The following is a 15,497-nucleotide window of genomic DNA, read 5'->3' on the forward strand; positions in this document are numbered from 1 at the left end:
TCTCACGAAGGGGGATCCACCATGACCGAGAACTTCGCCGAGAACCCGCCGGCCGCGTCCGTGCGGCTGATCGACTTCGAGGAGGCGAGGGTCGTGCCGGGCATCGTGCCCAGGACGTTCATCCTGATCGTCAGCGGCACCAAGCCCTACCTCAACATGAAGGTCTCGCTCTCGCCGCTGATCTACATCAAGCAGCCGGAGTACTGGGGGATCGAGGTCGTCGGCTCGCTGTCGGGCATCGGGCTGCCCGCCACGGCGCCCTACACGGTGTCGCTGCCGCTCGACGGCATCCTCGGCACCAAGGGGATCGAGGTCATCGGGGCGAACAACCGCAAGACGTTCGACGTCCCGTAGGAGTCTTCTCCTGCGAAGCGGGATGACGCGGGCCGGGGCCGCCGTGCGGCGCCGGCCCGTCCGTCGTGCGGCGCCTCCCCGCGCCCGCGGATCCGTGCGCTTGTGGATCGGTGCGCGCGTGGATCGGAAGAACGGCAGGTAGGGCGATATTTCGGTATCTTGCGTAACTCGACAGAACCGAAATCGCGACAGAAGGGAACGGCGCGTGTCGGACGATGCCGGCCTTCAGGCCCTCCGGGAGGCGGCGCGCCTGTCTCCGGACAACCTCCCCCTGCGTCAGCACCTCGCCGGGCAGCTCCTGGCCAAGGGGTACCTCGCCGAGGCCGAGGCCGAATTCCGCGCCGTACTCGTGCTCGCGCCCAAGCACCCCGACATCATCGCCGGCCTGGCAGAGGCGTTCGTCCGGCAGAGCGCGCACGGACCCGCGCTGGCCGCGCTCGAACCGCTGCTGGCCGAGCCCGGCTACCCGCCCAGGCTGGGCATCCTCGCGGCCAGGGCCCTCATGGGCGAGGGCGACATGGGCCGGGCCGCCTACCGGTACTTCGAGGCGATCAGCAGGGACGCCTCCCTGGCCGATCCCGACCTGGCCGGCCGCCTGACCCCGGGCGGCCCCGGCAGCCCGTGGCCACCCCCGGCCGCCGCGCCGCCTCCCATACCCGCCACCCCGGCGAACAGTTCCACGGCCGAGGTCGAGCGTTCCGGTGTGACGTTCGCCGACGTCGCCGGCATGGAGACGGTGAAGGAGGCGCTGCGGATCAAGCTCCTGCTCCCGCTCCAGCAGCCCGAGCTCTACGCCGCGTACGGCAAGCGCGCCGGCGGCGGCGTCCTGCTGTACGGCCCGCCGGGAGCGGGGAAGACGCACCTGGCCAGAGCGGCCGCGGGCGAGCTGGGCGCGGCGTTCGTCAACGTCGGCCTGGCGGACATCCTCGACATGTACGTCGGCTCCAGCGAGCGCAACCTGCACGCCACGTTCGACCTGGCCCGCCGCAACCGCCCCTGCGTGCTGTTCTTCGACGAGGTGGACGCGCTGGCCGGCCGCCGCTCCGACATGCGTCACGCGCAGACCAGGCAGCTGGTCAACCAGTTCCTGGCCGAGCTGGATGGCGTCGACCAGAGCGCCAACGAGGGCGTCCTGGTGCTGGCGGCCACGAACGTCCCCTGGTACGTGGACGCCGCCTTCCGCCGCCCGGGCCGCCTCGACCAGCCGGTGTTCGTGCCGCCGCCGGACGCCGCCGCCCGCGCGGCCATCCTGCGCATCCTGTGCCGGGACAAGCCGCTGGCCGAGATGGACTTCGACGCGGTGGCGCGGGTGACCGAGCACTTCGTCGGCGCCGACCTCAAGGGCCTGGTGGACCGGGCGGTCGAGGCCAAGCTGCAGCAGTCGATCAGCGCGGGCCGCCCCATCCCGCTGTCCACCCAGGACCTGCTGGCCGCGGCCCAGACGCTGCGCCCGACGGCGGTACGCGAGTGGATGGCGACCGCCCGCAACTACGTGCTGCACGCCAACGACTCGGGCGCCTGGGACGAGCTGATGCCCTGGGTGAAGGGCAAGTGGTGACCGTGGTCGGCCCCGGCCCCGGCCCCGGCCTCGATCTCGGCCGCGCCGGGGAAGGCACGTGGTGACGGTCGCCGATCCGGTCGAGCGGGCGCGCACGCTGATCCGGCTCCGCCGCCCGGCCGACGCCGAGCGTGAGCTGCGTGGCCTGCTCGCCCAGGAGCCCGAGCACGTCTCCGGGCACGCGCTGCTGGGCATCGCCCTGATCCAGCAGGGCCAGGCGGGCGAGGCCGTCGAGGCGGCCCAGGAGGCGGTACGGCTCGGGCCGGACCAGTGGTTCCCCCAGTACGCCGCCGCCCAGGTCTACTACCGCGCCCGGCTGCCGGAGCCGGCGATGACCGCCGCCCGCGAGGCCCTGCGCCTGGAACCCCAGCACGTCCCGAACTGGGAGGTGCTGGCCCGCGTGCACATGCTGTGCGGCGAGTGGGAGCTGATGGCCGGCGCGGCCCGGCAGGGGCTCGGCATCGATCCGCAGGACCGCGACCTGGTCAGCCTGTTCTCGCTGGCCTGCACCAACCTGGGCGACGGCGGGCAGGCGACGGCCGCCGCCGCGCACGCCGTACAGCTCGATCCCGAGGACGCCACCGCGCACTTCGTGCAGGGGCGGGCGGCGCTCAGGTTCGGGGAGCCCAGGCGGGCGGCGGAGTCGTTCCGTGAGGTGCTCCGCCTCGATCCCGGCTTCGGCGCCGCCAGGGACTACCTGGTGGCGGCGCTCAAGCAGCGCAACCCGCTCTACCGGGTGCTCTCGCGGCTGCGCGGCCGGTTCACCGGCGGCCGGCGGCTGATCTTCCTGCTGCCCGCCGTCCCGCCCGTCATCCTGGTCTTCATCCTCGTCGCGGTGCTGCACTGGGTGGCCTGGATCGCCGAGGCGTGGACCACGTTGCGGCTGGCCCGCGCCAAGGCGACCAGGCTGCTGTTCGAGGGCGCCGAGGCCCGGGTGGCGGTGGCGTGCTGGGGCCTGCTGGCGGCCGGCGGGCTCCTGCTCGGGCTGGGCATCGGGCTCGGCGCCGAGCCGGTCGGCACGGCGGGCGTGGCGGCGATGGCGCTGGTCACGCCGCTGCAGGAGGCCGCGCACACCGGCTCGCCGCGCGGGCGGGCGATCCTGTACGGCTGGACCGGCCTGCTCGCCCTGGCCGCCGCCGTCTCCATGATCGTCGCGCAGCCGGTGGTCGCCCTGCTCGCCGTGTACGCCGCCCTCGCCACGGTCTGGCTCGCCACCCTCGTCCGCGGCCGCCCGGCCGGCAGCCTCTGACCACGTACGCGTCGCCGGCCGGCTCCCACTGGTCGATGCGCTCACGACCGTGAGCCGGCCGGTCCGCTACAGCAGCGTCCCGCCGCTCACCTCGAACCCGCGCAGCGCCTCGTCGATCCTGGCCAGCGTGTCCGGGTGCAGGGTCAGGTCGGCGGCGGCCAGGTTCTCCTCGATGTGCGCGGGGGTGCGGCTGCCCGGGATGGTCACCACGTGCTCGTCCTGGTGCAGCAGCCAGGCAAGGGCGAGCTGGGCCGGGGTGAGGCCGAGGTGCGTGGCCAGGGACCTGATCGGGGCGTAACGGTCGTTGTTGCCCGCCAGGTTCTCGGCCGAGAAGCGGGGCGCGTTGTGCCGGAAGTCGCCCTCGCCGAGCGCCTGCACCGTACCGGTGAGGAAGCCGTTGCCGAGCGGGCTCCAGGCCACGATCCCGACGCCCAGCTCGCGGGCCGTGGCCAGCAGGTCGGCGTCCACGGGCCGCCACATCGACCACTCGTTCTGCACGGCCGTCACCGGGTGCACCGCGTGCGCCGCCCGCAGTTGCCCGGCGCTGACGTTGGACAGGCCGAGATGCCTGACCAGCCCGTCGCGGACCAGCTCCGCCATCGCGCCGGCGGTCTCCTCGATGGGGACGCCGGGGTCGGGGTAGTGGGCGTAGTAGAGGTCGATCACGTCGGTGTCCAGGTTGCGCAGGCTGCGCTCGGCGTAGCCGCGCACCAGGCGCGGCTCGGCGTTCACCCGCAACTCGCCGAAGGCGTAGCCGACGGGATAGGACCGGCTCGGCTCACCGTCCGGGATCGCCAGGCCGAACTTGGTCGCGACCACCACCTCGTCCCTGCGGCCCTTGATCGCCCGGCCGACCAGGCGTTCGTTGTGGCCGTCAGACCCGTAGGCGTCACTGGTGTCCACGTGGGTGCCGCCGGCGTCCAGCGCCGCCTTGAGCGCGGCCTCGGCGCGGGTGTCGTCGATCTCGCCGTACACCCCGGGAGAGAGCACCATCGCGCCGAAGCCGATGGCGGGGACTTCAAGATTTCCGAGTACGCGTGTCTTCATGCGCTCGATCGTGCCGCCGGAACCGCCGCCGAGTCCAAGACCTTTTGCTATAACCGATGGCTATGGACGTGCATCTGCGGGAGTTGCGGTACTTCGTCGCGGTGGCCGACGACCTGAACGTGACGCGGGCCGCCGAGCGGCTGTTCGTCTCCCAGCCCGCGCTGTCCAAGCAGCTCAGGGTGCTGGAGCGGCAGCTCGGGTTCCGGCTGTTCGACCGGGTGCCGAGCGGGGTGGTGCTCACCAGGCAGGGCGCGGCGCTGCTGCCGGCGGCCCGCGACCTGCTGGAACGCTGGGGCGCCGGGGTGGAGCGGGCGCGGGCGGCGGCGCCCACCGGCACGCTGGTGATCGGGATGCAGACCGCCGTGGGCAGGGGGCTGCAGCAGGAGGCGCTGCGGCGCTTCCGTACGGCGATGCCGGGGTGGGAGGTGTCGCTGCGGCTGGTCGGATGGGACGACCCCAGCGGCGGGCTGGCCGACGGGACCTCCGACGTGGCCTTCATCTGGCTGCCGGTGCCGGCGGGGCTGCGGACGTACGTGCTGGCCAGGGAGGAGCGCGGGGTGGCCATGCCGGCCGATCACCGGCTGGCCGGGCTGGCGGAGGTCCCGTTCGCGGAGCTGCGCGACGAGCCGTTCATCGCGCTGCCCCCGGCCGCCGGGCCGCTGCGGGACTTCTGGCTCGCGCTCGACGCGCGGGAGGACGAACCGGTGATCGGGGTGACCGCCAACACGCCCGAGGAGGTGTTCGAGGCCGTGACCAGCGGACTCGGCGTCGTCCTGGTGGCGAAGGGGAACGCGATGTTGTACGACCGGCCGGGAATGACCTACCGGCCCGTTACGGGGCTGCCTCCTGGGGAACTCGCCATTGCCTGGCGCGAAGGGGATGCCAGCCCGCAAGTACTGGCATTCATTGACGCGCTACGACAAGTCACGACTAAGGTCTGACGCGATATCGGATCAAGCGGGAAGGGTGACCATGAGCGACTACGCGACCACCTTCGAACTGATCGACGCCGACAAGGACGGCCGCATCTCGGCGGTCGAGCTCGTCCGGCTGATGGAGGTGCTCGGCCAGCCCGTGACGCTGGAGGCGGCGCAGGCGGGCGTGCAGAAGCTCGACAAGGACGGTGACGGGCTGATCGACATCGACGAGTTCGGCGCCTTCCTCCAGAAGTGACAAAAAACAAGCACTTGCTTCACATTCTTCTGTTGCCTGGGTCACAATGGCGACAGGAGGGACGATGGCCATCAGGAGTGACGTCAGCGAAAGCCGCATCCCCGCGGAGATCGTCAGAACGCTCAGGTCGGGCATCGGCCGGGTCTGCGATGAGGTGATCGAGGAGATCAGGACCCGCATCCCCGAATACGCCCGGCCCTCGGACGAGATCTACGTCAAAGTCGTGCGAACGGCGGTCGAGCAGGCCATCGACGGCTTCCTCGACCGCCTCGAAGACCCCGGCGCACCCTGGGACCCCGAGCCGTTCCGCATGCTGGGCAAGGGGGAGGCGGCGGAAGGACGCAATCTGGAGCCGCTCCAGGCGGCGATGCGGCTCGGCGCCCGGGTCGGCTGGCGGCGGCTCACCGAGCTGGCCGGCCCGCTCGGGCTGTCGCCGCAGTGCCTGTACGGCCTCGGCGACGCCATCTTCGTCTACCTCGACCAGCTCGCCGACGCCGCCGCCGAGGGCTTCGAGTACGCCAGGGCGCACGAGGCGGGCGAGATGGAACGCCGCCGGAGCCGCCTGCTCGACCTGCTGCTCAGCCGGCCGCCCGCCGGTCAGGAGGCCATCGCCGACCTGGCCAAGGCCGCCGGCTGGCGGTTGCCGAGGACCGTCGCCTGCGTGGCGCTGGACGAGCAGCACGGCGCCCGCCGCCTGCCTCCGCTGCCACCCGACGTGCTGACCGGCCACCAGCGGCCGGCGCCGTGCCTGCTGGTGCCCGACCCGGCCGGCCCCGGCCAGGCCCAGACGCTGGAGCACGCCCTGCGCGGCCATCACGCGGCCATCGGCCCCGCCGTCCCGCTGACCTCGGCCGCGACCTCGCTGCGGTGGGCGGGCGAGGCGCTGGAGCTGTCCCGGCGCGGCGTGCTGCCCAGGGGTTTGCTGCGGTGCGAGGACCACATGGCCACGCTGGTGGTGTTCAAGGACGAGGAGCTGGTCAGTGCGCTGGCCGAGGTACGGCTCGCGCCCTTGGCCCACCTGCGGCCCACGCAGCAGGACCGGCTGGCGGAGACGCTGCTGGCCTGGCTGCGGCACGGCAGGGGCGCGGGCGAGGTGGCGGCCAAGCTGCACGTGCATCCGCAGACCGTGCGTTACCGGCTGCGCCAGCTGGAGGAGTTGTACGGCGACCAGCTCACCGACCCCGACATCAGGTTCGAGCTGGAGATCGCCCTGCGCGCCCGGCAGGCGGTCCTGGCCCGCTGACCGGCCTCGGCCGGGCTGATCCACAGGCCCGCCGACCGCCCGCAGTGTTCCACCGCAAACTGGTCTATAACATGGGCGGATGCCGAAACCGGTCATCCTGGACTGCGACCCCGGGCACGACGACGTCTTCGCGATCTGGCTGGCGGCCGGCGACCCGGAGATCGACCTGCGCGCCATCACCACCGTCGGCGGCAACGGCCTGCTCAGCCACACCACCTACAACGCCAGGGTGGTGACCGGGCTGGCCGGCATCACGGGGGTGCCGATCGCGCCCGGCGCCGCCGGCCCGCTGGTCCGGGTGCTGACGCCGGCCGAGTCGATCCACGGGGCCAACGCGCTCGGCGGCCCCGAGCTGCCCGAGCCGGCCGTGGACGAAGATCCGCGCACGGCGGTCGAGCTGATCAGGGACGTCCTCGACGCGGCCGGCGAACCGGTGACGATCGTGGCCACCGGCCCGCTGACGAATATCGCCCTGTTCGTCCGGGCCCATCCCGAGCGGCTTCCCCTGGTCAGGGAGGTGGTCTGGATGGGCGGGTCGACCGGGCGCGGCAACATCACCCCGTACGCGGAGTTCAACGCCTGGACCGACCCCGAGGCGGTCGCCGTCGTGCTCGGCTCGGGGCTGCCGTTCACCATGATCGGCCTGAACGTCACCCACCAGGTCCTCGTCACACCCGGGGTGGTCGCCAGGATCGGCGCGGCCGGCACCAGGACGGCCGCCTTCGGCGTCGAACTGCTCACCTTCTTCAACTCCACGTACGAGCGCGACCAGGGCATGCCGGCCGGCCCGCTGCACGACCCCGTCGCGATGGCCCTGGTCGCCCGGCCGGAGCTGCTGACCACGGTCGAGACCAGGATCGACGTCGAACTGCACGGCACCGAGACGGCCGGCGCGACTAGCGTCGACCTGCTCGGCAAGCTCGGCCGCGAGCCCAACGCGCGGGTGGCCACCGGCGTGGACGTCGAGGGGTTCTGGCAACTGCTCGAAGCGGCCGTCCGCACGCTGTCATGACCGGCCCCGCCGGGGGTAGCGGGAGTGGATGCGACTGACGTACACCTCCGACGTCTGGTGGAAAAATGCCGTCGTCTACTGCCTGGACGTGGAGACGTTCAAGGACGGCAACGACGACGGCGTGGGCGACTTCCGCGGCCTGACGCAGCAGATCGACTATCTCGCCGGGCTCGGCGTGACCTGCCTGTGGCTGATGCCGTTCTTCCCCACCCCCAACAAGGACGACGGCTACGACATCACCGACTTCTACAGCGTCGATCCGCGGCTCGGCACGCTGGGCGACTTCGTGGAGTTCATGCGCACCGCCCACGACCGCGGCCTCCGGGTCATCGCCGACCTCGTGGTCAACCACACCTCCGACAAGCATCCCTGGTTCAAGGAGGCCCGGTCGAGCAAGGACTCGCCGCTCCGCGACTGGTACGTCTGGTCCGACACCCCAGAACCGGACAACCCCGACCAGGTCGTCTTCCCCGACAAGGAGGACAGCATCTGGGAGTACGACAAGGGCTCGGGCCAGTACTACCTGCACAGCTTCTATCGGCACCAGCCGGACCTGAACGTGGCCAACCCCGCGGTCAGGGACGAGATCGCGCGCGTCCTGGGCTTCTGGATGGAGCTGGGGCTGTCGGGCTTCCGGGTGGACGCGGTGCCGTTCCTGATCGAGAACGTCGATCCGAAGCTGGCCGAGCCGCACGAGTTCCTGGCGGACCTGCGGGCGTTCATGACCCGGCGGATGGGCGGGTCGATCCTGCTCGGCGAGGTGAACGTGGCCTACAAGGACCTCGTCGCCTACTTCGGCGACGGGCTCGGCGACCAGATCACGATGTGCTTCGACTTCATCGGGATGCAGAAGGCCTGGCTGTCGCTGGCCCGCTGCGACGCGGGGGCGCTGGCGGAGGCCCTGCGCGAGCGGCCGAAGCCGCCCAAGGACTCCCAGTGGGCCGTGTTCCTGCGCAACCACGACGAGCTGACGCTGGACAAGCTGACCGAGGACGAGCGGCAGGAGATCTTCCAGGCCTTCGGGCCGAGCGAGGACATGCAGATCTTCGGGCGCGGGCTGCGCCGCCGCCTGCCGACCATGCTCGGGGGTGACCTGCGGCGGATCAAGATGGCCTACAGCCTGCTGTTCTCGCTGCCCGGCACGCCCGTGATCTTCTACGGCGAGGAGATCGGGCTGGGGGAGAACCTGAAGGCGGAGGGCCGGATGGCGGTCCGCGTCCCCATGCAGTGGTCGCGCGACGGCGGGTTCAGCCGGGTCAAGCCGGCCCGGGCCGTGCCCGAGGGCGCGTTCGGCCCCGAGCGGGTGAACGTGGCCGACCAGAAACGCGACACCGACTCGCTGTTGCGCTGGTTCCAGTTGCTGATCGAGCGCTACCGCGAGTGCCCCGAGCTGGCGTGGGGCGAGTCCACGGTGCTGGACACGGGCGAGCCGGCCGTCTTCGCGCACCGCTGCGACGCCGACGGGGCCACGGTGGTGGTCGCGCACAACCTCAGCGACACGGCGCGGGAGGCGGAGCTGCGGCTGGACGGCCTCGGCGGCTACCGGCTCACCGATCTACTGGTGGACGGGACCACCGAGGTGCCGGACGGAGGCGTGGTGCGGATCACGATGGAACCGCACGGCTGCCGCTGGCTGCGCGCCTCGCATCCGGACGTCGCCCCCGAGGACGCGTCGGTGAAGGCACGGTGAGTCCTGGTCGCGGTGAGTTCCGGTCGCGATGAGCTCCGGGCAGGGTGAGCTTGATCAGCATCTTTCGTAATCAATGAGTAATTTGTCGAGATTACTCTCCAGCAGCATGCAGACCAAGAAGCTCGCCCTCACCGGAGCCGCCGCGCTGTGCGCGCTGGCCCTGGTGGCGCCCCCCGCGCAGGCCGGCCCACCGGCCAAGACGGTCACGGTCACGGTCATGGGCACGTCCGACCTCCACGCGAACGTGCTCAACTGGGACTACTTCAAGGACGGCGCCTACACCGACAGCCAGGGCAACGCCGTCGGCCTGGCCAAGGTGTCCTCGCTGGTCAACCGGATCAGGGCCGAGCGCGGAGCGGATCGTACGCTGCTGTTCGACTCGGGTGACACCATTCAGGGCACCCCGCTGGCGTACTACTACGCCAAGGTCGAGCCGATCACCGAGACCGGCAGGACCCACCCGATGGCCAAGGCCATGAACGCCATCGGCTATGACGCCGTGACGCTGGGCAACCACGAGTTCAACTACGGGCTGCCGCTGCTGGCCACCTGGATCAAGCAGATGAAGGCCCCCGTGCTGGGCGCGAACGCCGTCCGCGACAGGACGGGGCTGCCGGCGTACCAGCCGTTCGTGATCAAGACGATGAAGGTCAAGGGCGACAAGCCGATCAAGGTGGGCGTGCTCGGCCTGACCAACCCGGGTGTGGCCATCTGGGACAAGGCCAACGTCGAGGGCAGGCTGCGCTTCACCGACCTGGTCGACACGGCCAGGAAGTGGGTGCCGGTCATCCGCGGCCTCGGCGCGGACGTGGTCGTCGTCACCGCGCACGCGGGCGACAGCGGCCTGTCCTCCTACGGCGGCGACCTGCCGGTGGAGAACGCCTCAGCGATGGTGGCCGAGCAGGTGCCGGGCATCGACGCGGTGCTGTTCGGGCACGCGCACAACGAGGTCGCGCAGAGGTTCGTGACCAACAAGGCGACCGGCGAGCAGGTGCTGCTGACCGAGCCGAGCAAGTGGGGCCAGCGCCTGTCGGTGCTCGACTTCCAGCTCGCCAAGCAGCGCGGCAGGTGGACGGTCACCGGCAAGTCCGCCACCACGCTCAACACGAACACCGTCGCGGAGGACCCGAAGATCGTCCGGCTGCTCAAGCCGCAGCACGACACCACGATCGGCTACGTCAACAAGGTCGTCGCCCAGTCGGCGCAGGAGCTGCCGGCCACGGAGTCGCCGTACAAGGACACGCCGATCCTCGACTACATCCAGCACGTCCAGGTCGAGACGGTGAAGAAGGCGCTGCCGGACAACACGCTGCCGGTGCTCTCGATCGCCGCGCCGTTCAGCCGCAGCGCCGTCTTCCCCGCCGGTGACATCCGGGTCAGGGACGTGGCCGGTCTGTACGTCTACGACAACACGCTGCTGGCGGTGAAGCTGACCGGCGCGCAGATCAAGGACTACCTGGAGTACTCCGCCAAGTACTTCAACCAGCTCGCCCCCGGCGCCCCCGTGGACCCGGCCACGCTGACGAACGCGAACAACACCCCCGACTACAACTACGACCAGCTCTCCGGGGTGTCGTACGACATCGACGTGGCCAAGCCGGCCGGGCAGCGCATCGCCGACCTGAGCTACGAGGGCGCGCCGCTCCCGGCCGACAAGGAGTTCGTCGTCGCGATCAACAACTACCGCCAGTCGGGCGGCGGCAGCTTCCCGCACGTGACCACGGCCCCGGTCCTCTACAACGCCCAGGTGGAGATCAGGCAGGCGCTGATCGAGTACGCCACCGCGCAGGGCACCATCGACCCGGCGGACTTCGCCGCGTCCAACTGGAAGCTGACCAGGGACGGCCAGCCGCTCTTCTAGAGGTAGGAGGGCCCGCTCACGCGGTGCCGGAACGTCCACCACACCCACGCCTGGGCGGCCACCAGGAACGGGAGCAGGGTGAGGACGACCGGCACCAGCAGCGGCCCCGCCGAGCCGGGCTCCAGTGGCAGCCGGAGCCCGGCCAGCACCCCCACCACCACGAGCGCCGCCGACGTCAGCGCGTACGTGCGCCACTCCCCGGCCCCGCCCGACAGCACGGCGGCCCGCTCGCGCAGCGTTCCGCGCAGCCGCAGCGCCGCGAACGTCAGCCCGTGCGTGCCGAACAGCGCGGCCGGCACCAGCGCGGGCAGCGCCGCCGCCGGCCCCCGGATGCCGAGCAGCACGTGGGCCAGCAGCGTGCCCCAGCTCAGCGCCAGCCCCCAGCTCCCGGCCACGATCGCGCCGTCCCAGAACGCCTGCCAGCGCGCCCCCGGCACCCGCCCGCGCAGCCACAGCCCCATGTCGCGCACCACCCACGCCACCAGCAGCGTCACCACGACCGGGTAGTTGCCGTGCAGCAGCTCACCCTCCAACCGGGGGAACAGCCCGGCCAGCACTCCGGCCGCGGCCACCAGCCACACCTCGTTGCCCAGGAAGAACGGCGCGATGGCGGCGATCACCTCGCGCCGCTCCGCGGGCGAGCGGCCGAGGTACGGCAGCGCCATGCCCACCCCGATGTCGGCGCCGGCCAGCACCAGGTAACCGAGGACGAAGAAGGCCAGGATCAGGATCTCCATGATCGGCTCCGGTTCTAGAACGAAGGGACGGGGACGGGGGCGTCGGCCGGCCGGTCGCCCAGCGCCACCGCGCCGGGCCCGCGCCGGGCCTGCCTGGCCAGCAGCCAGGTGTTGACCGCGATGAGCACGGCGAACGTCGCGCAGAACGCGATCAGGGAGAAGCGCATCTGGCCGGGCGTCACCGGTGACATGGCCTCCGAGGTGCGCAGCAGCCCGTACACGGCCCACGGCTGGCGGCCCATCTCCCGGAAGATCCAGCCGCTCAGCATGGTCACGAACGGGACCGGGATCATCAGGACGAGCAGCCAGTGCCAGAGCCGGAACCCGCGCACCACCGGCCGGAACAGCATGAGCAGGAAGCTCAGCCCGGCCACGGCCAGCATGACCGCGAACAACGTCAGCATCGTGATGCCGCCCGCCTGCACCCACCCCACGGGCGGCAGATAGTCACCCGGCCCGAACCGGGCCACCATCTCGGCCTGCGCCTCCGCCAGCCGGCCGGCGTCGTTCGTCCAGGCGGCGGTCTTGGCGGGCTGCAGGGTCTGGAACGAGATCCCGCCGAACACCGCGTTCATGAAGACGGCCGGCAGCGCCAGGCCGATCCCGATCCGCAGCGACTTGCGGAAGACGTCCTGCTCGGGCGTGCGCCGGCACAGGTGGTACGCGCTCACCCCGGCGACGAAGAACGCCCCGGTGATCAGCCCGCCCACCAGCACGTGCCAGAACGCGAGCTGCGCCGCCGGGTTGGCCACCATGGCGCCGAAGTCCGTCAGCCTGAGCCGGTCGCCCTCCAGCACGTGGCCGACCGGGTTCTGCAGGAAGCCGTTGGCGGTCATGATGAAGAACGCCGACGCGTACGCCGTCAGCGTCACCACCCAGATCACCGCCAGGTGCGCCCACCGGTTCAGCCGGTTCCAGCCGAAGATCCACAGGCCCAGGAACGTGGACTCGACGAAGAACGCCGCCAGCGTCTCGATCGCCAGCGCCGAGCCGAACACGTCGCCGGCGTAGTTCGTCAGCCCGCTCCACGACAGCCCGAGCTGGAACTCCATCACGAGACCGGTGACGATGCCCATCGCGTAGTTGATCAAATAGAGCTGGCCCCAGAACCGCGTCATCCGCAGGTGCACCGGGTTGCCGCCGAACGTGGCCCGGGTCTGGATGACCGCCACGATCGTCGCCAGGCCGAGCGTCAGCGCCACGAACAGGAAGTGCGCGCCCGCCGTGAGGGCGAACTGCAGGCGGGCGAGGTCCAGGGTATCCATGCTCCGAGCCTCCGGGCAGGACACCGCGCGCCGCGTCATGCCCGGGCGGGCACCCGGCGTACATCCCGGGTGGCATGGGCCGGCCCGGCGTACCACTCAGGAGGTAAGCAGGGCCGGGGGTGATCACGCTCCGGGGGTGAGCCAGCCCGGGGTGATCATGCCGGCCTCGTACGCGATGACCACGAGCTGCGCCCGGTCCCGCACGGACAGCTTGGTCATGATCCGGCTGACGTGCGTCTTCGCCGTGGCCGGGCTGAGCACCAGCTTGGCCGCGATCTCGTCGTTGGACAGGCCCGCCGCCACCAGCGTCATGACCTCGCGCTCCCGCTCGGTGAGCGCGTTGAGCCGCGGTCCCGGCTCGGGGCGCTTGACCCGGCCGGCGAACTCGGCGATCAGCCGGCGCGTGATCGACGGGGCGATCAGCGCGTCGCCCCTGGCCACGACCCTGACCGCGTGGATCAGCTCGGCCGGCTCGGTGTCCTTGACCAGGAACCCGGCCGCGCCCGCGCGCAGCGCCCCGTACACGTAGTCGTCCAGGTCGAACGTGGTCAGGATGATCACCCGGACGCCGTCGAGCGCCGGGTCCCCGGCGATGCGGCGGGTGGCCTCCAGGCCGTCGAGCTCGGGCATCCGGATGTCCATGAGGACCACGTCGGGCCGGTGCTCGCGGGCCCCGGCGACGGCCTGCGCGCCGTTGGCGGCCTCGGCCACCACCTCGATGTCCTCCTCGTCGCTGAGGATGGACCGGAAGCCGGCACGGACCAGGGTCTGGTCGTCGGCGAGCAGTACGCGGATCATCGAGCCCCGTTCGTCGGCAGGTTCGTCGGCAGGTTCAGCGGCAGGTTCGTGGGCAGGTTCAGCGGCAGGCGGGCGGCGACGCGCCAGCCGCCCTCGGGTCGCGGGCCCGCGACCAGGGTGCCGCCGAGCGCGGCGGCGCGCTCGCGCATGCCCTGCACGCCGAAGCCGCTGCCCTCGTCGTATGCGGCGCCGGGGCCCTCGTCGTCGACCTCGATCTCGACGTGCCCGGACGCGCTGGTGAGCCGGAGCGTGGCCCGGTCGGTGCCGGAGTGGCGCGAGACGTTCGTCAGCGCCTCCCTGACGATGCGGGCGGCGGCCAGGTCCACCTCGGTGGGCAGCGCGTCGAGCGGCCCGGACAGCTCGGTGCGCACGTCCAGGCCAGAGTCACGCACCAGCGCCTCGACCCGGGCCAGGCTGTCGGGGGGAGTGGTCGGCGCGTCCTCGTCCACCTGGCGCAGCACGCCCAGCGTGGTCCGCAGTTCGCGCAGCGTCTCCTTGCTGGTGTCCTTGATCGTCCGCAGCGCCGTCTCGGCCTCTTCCGGCCGCTTCTTGAGCCCGTGCAGCGCCGCGGCGGCCTGCACGTTGATCATGGAGATGTTGTGGCCCAGGACGTCGTGCAGCTCCCTGGCGATCCGCAGCCGCTCCTCGCCGGCCCGCCGCCTGGCCTCCTCCTCCTTGCTGCGTACGGCGTCCAGCGCGTGCTGCCTGGCCTCCTCCAGGTACGCGCGGCGGTTGCGGGTGACGCCGCCGAACGCGATGGCGGCCACCACCCACCCGGCGATCATCAGGAACAGGCTGTCGTCCACGTGCCGGACGCCGCCGCTCTCGCCGATCCCCATGGCCAGCAGCGAGGCGCCGCCGGTGGCGATGGCCGCGGTCAGGTGCCCCAGGTCGGCGGCGGAGTAGAGGCAGACGAACAGCAGCACGAGGATCGGCCCGTCGACCGTGGCCCACGGGTAGTAGGCGACCACCGACGCCGCCACGACGATCAGCGCCGCGACGGGGAAGCGTTCCCGCACCAGCAGCCCGCAGGCGGCGGTCAGCGGCAGGACGAGGTCGAGCGCGTTCAGCGGGTTGACGCGCGGGAAGAAGGCGTAGGACGCCAGGGTGCCGATCAGCGCGACGGCGATCGTCACGGACGTCACGATCGTGCTGGTCGACGGCCTGCTCATGACTCCTATTGTCTACATATCCGCATATGACGGGGTAATTGGCAGCGCACATCCTGGGTAGAGCCGGTGCATGAGCACCAAGGACGAACTCCGGCAGGTCGAAGAGGATCTGGCCCGGCTGCGCGCCGAGAACCAGGAAGTCCGCGACCAGATCCGCGACATCGGCGCCACCGACCAGGTGGAGATCTCGGCGATGATCAGCCAGGCGGACGAGCAGGTCGAGCTGATCGCCGGGCTCGAACGCCGCCGCGACGCCCTGATCCAGCGCCTGGAGGAAGAGGGCGCCCGGTAGGGGCGCCCCGCATGGTTCGGCGTTGCCGGAGTTCCGCGTTGCCGGA

At 71.5% G+C, this 15,497-nt stretch carries 15 protein-coding genes; 10 read left to right on the top strand and 5 right to left on the bottom strand.

Annotated features, from left to right (window positions below):
- The first annotated feature begins 21 nt into the window (after positions 1-21).
- From B0I32_RS46495 to B0I32_RS46505, 3 genes are all read left to right on the top strand, one after another.
- A complete protein-coding gene (locus B0I32_RS46495; RefSeq protein WP_106250680.1) occupies positions 22-354 on the top strand; it encodes a hypothetical protein in 333 nt (110 codons plus the stop codon).
- Between the two features lie 205 nt (positions 355-559).
- Positions 560-1,912, top strand: a complete 1,353-nt coding sequence (locus tag B0I32_RS46500; RefSeq protein WP_106250682.1) for an ATP-binding protein — start codon at positions 560-562, stop codon at positions 1,910-1,912.
- A 58-nt stretch (positions 1,913-1,970) separates the two neighbouring features.
- Complete coding sequence (locus tag B0I32_RS46505; RefSeq protein ID WP_106250684.1) at positions 1,971-3,161, top strand: tetratricopeptide repeat protein; 1,191 nt, start codon at positions 1,971-1,973, stop codon at positions 3,159-3,161.
- Between the two features lie 66 nt (positions 3,162-3,227).
- On the opposite strand, the gene B0I32_RS46510 is transcribed toward B0I32_RS46505, so the two are convergent.
- Positions 3,228-4,208 (bottom strand): aldo/keto reductase, encoded by a 981-nt coding sequence (locus B0I32_RS46510; RefSeq protein ID WP_106250686.1) that lies wholly within the window; start codon positions 4,206-4,208, stop codon positions 3,228-3,230.
- 62 nt (positions 4,209-4,270) lie between these two features.
- Here B0I32_RS46510 and B0I32_RS46515 point away from each other — a divergent pair, with 62 nt between their 5' ends.
- From B0I32_RS46515 to B0I32_RS46540, 6 genes are all read left to right on the top strand, one after another.
- Positions 4,271-5,149 carry a LysR family transcriptional regulator gene (locus tag B0I32_RS46515; protein ID WP_106250687.1) on the top strand — a complete coding sequence of 293 codons (879 nt, stop codon included), beginning with the start codon at positions 4,271-4,273 and terminating at the stop codon, positions 5,147-5,149.
- 31 nt (positions 5,150-5,180) lie between these two features.
- On the top strand, positions 5,181-5,381 hold the full coding sequence (locus B0I32_RS46520; RefSeq protein ID WP_106250689.1) for an EF-hand domain-containing protein: 201 nt from the start codon (positions 5,181-5,183) through the stop codon (positions 5,379-5,381).
- A 64-nt stretch (positions 5,382-5,445) separates the two neighbouring features.
- Positions 5,446-6,624, top strand: a complete 1,179-nt coding sequence (locus tag B0I32_RS46525) for a PucR family transcriptional regulator (protein WP_245956551.1) — start codon at positions 5,446-5,448, stop codon at positions 6,622-6,624.
- A 79-nt stretch (positions 6,625-6,703) separates the two neighbouring features.
- Complete coding sequence (locus B0I32_RS46530) at positions 6,704-7,636, top strand: nucleoside hydrolase (protein WP_106250691.1); 933 nt, start codon at positions 6,704-6,706, stop codon at positions 7,634-7,636.
- Between the two features lie 28 nt (positions 7,637-7,664).
- Positions 7,665-9,326, top strand: coding sequence for an alpha-amylase family protein (locus tag B0I32_RS46535; protein WP_106250692.1), 1,662 nt, complete (start codon positions 7,665-7,667; stop codon positions 9,324-9,326).
- A 106-nt stretch (positions 9,327-9,432) separates the two neighbouring features.
- Positions 9,433-11,187 carry a bifunctional metallophosphatase/5'-nucleotidase gene (locus B0I32_RS46540; RefSeq protein ID WP_106250694.1) on the top strand — a complete coding sequence of 585 codons (1,755 nt, stop codon included), beginning with the start codon at positions 9,433-9,435 and terminating at the stop codon, positions 11,185-11,187.
- Here B0I32_RS46540 and B0I32_RS46545 read toward each other — a convergent pair.
- From B0I32_RS46545 to B0I32_RS46560, 4 genes are all read right to left on the bottom strand, one after another.
- Complete coding sequence (locus B0I32_RS46545) at positions 11,184-11,924, bottom strand: cytochrome d ubiquinol oxidase subunit II (protein ID WP_106250696.1); 741 nt, start codon at positions 11,922-11,924, stop codon at positions 11,184-11,186. The two genes, B0I32_RS46540 and B0I32_RS46545, sit on opposite strands and share 4 nt — an antisense overlap.
- A 14-nt stretch (positions 11,925-11,938) precedes the next feature.
- Positions 11,939-13,189 (bottom strand): cytochrome ubiquinol oxidase subunit I, encoded by a 1,251-nt coding sequence (locus tag B0I32_RS46550; protein ID WP_106250698.1) that lies wholly within the window; start codon positions 13,187-13,189, stop codon positions 11,939-11,941.
- Between the two features lie 123 nt (positions 13,190-13,312).
- Positions 13,313-13,987 (bottom strand): response regulator, encoded by a 675-nt coding sequence (locus B0I32_RS46555; RefSeq protein ID WP_106250700.1) that lies wholly within the window; start codon positions 13,985-13,987, stop codon positions 13,313-13,315.
- Positions 13,984-15,159: a sensor histidine kinase gene (locus B0I32_RS46560; RefSeq protein ID WP_106250702.1), complete on the bottom strand. Its 1,176-nt coding sequence runs from the start codon at positions 15,157-15,159 to the stop codon at positions 13,984-13,986. Before B0I32_RS46560 ends, B0I32_RS46555 begins: the two co-directional genes overlap by 4 nt.
- Before the next feature lie 70 nt (positions 15,160-15,229).
- Between B0I32_RS46560 and B0I32_RS46565 the strand changes: the two genes are divergently transcribed.
- A complete protein-coding gene (locus B0I32_RS46565; protein WP_106250704.1) occupies positions 15,230-15,451 on the top strand; it encodes a hypothetical protein in 222 nt (73 codons plus the stop codon).
- Positions 15,452-15,497: the final 46 nt, after the last annotated feature.

Origin of the sequence: Nonomuraea fuscirosea, assembly GCF_003001935.1 — a bacterium.
Lineage (GTDB): Bacteria > Actinomycetota > Actinomycetes > Streptosporangiales > Streptosporangiaceae > Nonomuraea > Nonomuraea fuscirosea.

Coding starts and splice junctions, on each gene's coding strand:
- B0I32_RS46495 (WP_106250680.1), top strand. CDS start 22: ATGACCGAGAACTTCGCCGAGAACCCGCCGGCCGCGTCCGTGCGGCTG.
- B0I32_RS46510 (WP_106250686.1), bottom strand. CDS start 4,208: ATGAAGACACGCGTACTCGGAAATCTTGAAGTCCCCGCCATCGGCTTC.
- B0I32_RS46515 (WP_106250687.1), top strand. CDS start 4,271: ATGGACGTGCATCTGCGGGAGTTGCGGTACTTCGTCGCGGTGGCCGAC.
- B0I32_RS46520 (WP_106250689.1), top strand. CDS start 5,181: ATGAGCGACTACGCGACCACCTTCGAACTGATCGACGCCGACAAGGAC.
- B0I32_RS46525 (WP_245956551.1), top strand. CDS start 5,446: ATGGCCATCAGGAGTGACGTCAGCGAAAGCCGCATCCCCGCGGAGATC.
- B0I32_RS46530 (WP_106250691.1), top strand. CDS start 6,704: ATGCCGAAACCGGTCATCCTGGACTGCGACCCCGGGCACGACGACGTC.
- B0I32_RS46535 (WP_106250692.1), top strand. CDS start 7,665: ATGCGACTGACGTACACCTCCGACGTCTGGTGGAAAAATGCCGTCGTC.
- B0I32_RS46540 (WP_106250694.1), top strand. CDS start 9,433: ATGCAGACCAAGAAGCTCGCCCTCACCGGAGCCGCCGCGCTGTGCGCG.
- B0I32_RS46545 (WP_106250696.1), bottom strand. CDS start 11,924: ATGGAGATCCTGATCCTGGCCTTCTTCGTCCTCGGTTACCTGGTGCTG.
- B0I32_RS46550 (WP_106250698.1), bottom strand. CDS start 13,189: ATGGATACCCTGGACCTCGCCCGCCTGCAGTTCGCCCTCACGGCGGGC.
- B0I32_RS46555 (WP_106250700.1), bottom strand. CDS start 13,987: ATGATCCGCGTACTGCTCGCCGACGACCAGACCCTGGTCCGTGCCGGC.
- B0I32_RS46560 (WP_106250702.1), bottom strand. CDS start 15,159: ATGAGCAGGCCGTCGACCAGCACGATCGTGACGTCCGTGACGATCGCC.
- B0I32_RS46565 (WP_106250704.1), top strand. CDS start 15,230: ATGAGCACCAAGGACGAACTCCGGCAGGTCGAAGAGGATCTGGCCCGG.